We start from the raw sequence: 1,869 nt of genomic DNA on the forward strand, positions 1-1,869 counted from the left end.
CGGCTCCCGGGCGCCCCGTCGTCCTGCGGGGCGCCGCCGCGCCGGGCATCAGCGGCGCAAGGGCGACGGATGAGCCGGGGCGAGCACGCGGCGCGCCGCCGTTACGGCTTCGCGGTGATCCGGCGTTACCTGCGACGGGGCAGCTCCGTTCACGTGGATGGCGGGAGCGAGGGCCGGGCCGCGTCGCCACAGGGTTCGGCAGTCCGGTGGCACGCCGGCGCCACGCGCGGCCGCGCTCGAGAGGTGAGTCCCATGGGCGAGTCCGACTGGCGAAGGGTGCCGGGCGCACCTGCGGGAGCGGCCGCGGCCGTGCCTGGAGCTCCGCATGGCCCGGCCGTACCTCGCCGTGCCACCGACCTGCCCTCCACACACCGCGCGCTGATCTGTGTGGCCCTGCCGGGGCTGGCCATCTCTTCGGAGCACGGACAGCTCACGGCACAGGGACTCGAGGGGATCTACCGGGGCGGTCGCCGGCTCCTGTCCCGCTGCCAGGTCCGGGTCGCGGGCCGGGAGCCGCTCGCGGTGCAGGCGCGCATGATCGCGGCAGACCGGGCGCGCTTCGTGTCGACCGTGCGCGCGTCGGTGGAGGCGGGACCCGACCCCGAGGTCGTCGTCGAACGGATCCGGCACGCGGACGGCACGGAGCGGATCACCCTGCGCAGTTCCGCCTCCCGCAGGCTGCGGTTGCCGCTGGAGGTCTCGGTGGGCACGGACCTCGCCGAACTGGGTGCGGTCGCCGCGGGAAGCGCAGGACGTGAACTGCGCGGAACGGTCCACGACTCGGGCATGCGCTGGTCCTCCGAGGCCGGATACGCGGTGGTCACCGCCACTCCGACGCCGACGGACACCCTCGCCTCCGCGGGCCTGCTGCGCTGGGAGCTGGATCTCCCGCCGGGCGGTTCGTGCACCGTCGAGCTGAAGCTGAGGGCGGACACCTCGGCCGGCGCTCCGGTGCCGGGATCCGGCAGACGTCTCTTCGGCGCCGTGCAGGCGCAGGGCGACGACGCGCGCGTGGGCGCCCTGTTGCGCGCCTGCGTCGACGATCTCCACGCGCTGACGGTGCGGGACCCCCAGTACCCGCTGGACGCGAGTGTGGCCGCGGGCGCGCCCTGGCGGTGCGGGCCGGCCCCGGCGGAGGCGCTGGCCGCGGCAAGGATGGCCCTTCCTCTCGGTACCAGACTCGCAGCCGGCACCCTCCGGGGCATCGCACGCACCCAACTGACGTCGCCGGGACCCGAGTTCGGCAGCATTCCGGGCCCTCTGCGCCACGCAGGCCCGCACCTGCCGCCGAGCAGCACCGGAATGGAAGCCACGCTCCAGTTCCCCGTGCTGCTGGCCGAGGCCAGACGCTGGGGGCTGGCGGAGCAGGACGTGACCGAGTTGCTCCCGACCGCGGAGCGTTGCCTGCGCAGACTGCGGACCGCCGCCTCCGGTGACCTTCCGTACGTCGCCGACCCCGGACCCGGCGGGCCGCTGCGTTGCGAGACCCAGGCGCACGCGCACCGGGCCGCCCTCCTCGGCGCCGATCTGCTCGACACCTACGGCAGGCCCGGGGGCGCGGAGCTGCGCGACTGGGCGGAAGAGCTGCGCCGCCGTTTCCGGGACGACTTCTGGGTCGAGGATCTCGGCGGCGGCAGGCCTGCCGCCGCCTGCCTGCCGGACGGGCGCCCCGTCGCGCAGCTCGGCAGCGGAGCCGCTCACCTGCTCGACACCGGCCTGCTGGGCGGCGGCACGTACGCGCCCGGTCTGCTGGACAAGGTGCAGACCGAGCAGCTCGCACGCCTGATGGGCGGTCCGGCGATGGACTCGGGGTGGGGGCTGCGGACGCTGAGCGCGAAGGAGGGGGCGTACAACCCGTTCGGGCACCAT

General features: G+C 75.3%; 1 protein-coding gene. It reads left to right on the forward strand.

Annotation, left to right across the window (positions count from 1 at the left end; genetic code table 11):
* Positions 1–252: 252 nt before the first annotated feature.
* On the forward strand, positions 253–1,869 hold a 1,617-nt coding region (locus tag GTW43_RS10415; RefSeq protein ID WP_161301361.1), incomplete at its 3' end, for a glycogen debranching N-terminal domain-containing protein.

The organism is Streptomyces sp. SID5785, from assembly GCF_009870065.1.
Classification (GTDB): domain Bacteria; phylum Actinomycetota; class Actinomycetes; order Streptomycetales; family Streptomycetaceae; genus Streptomyces.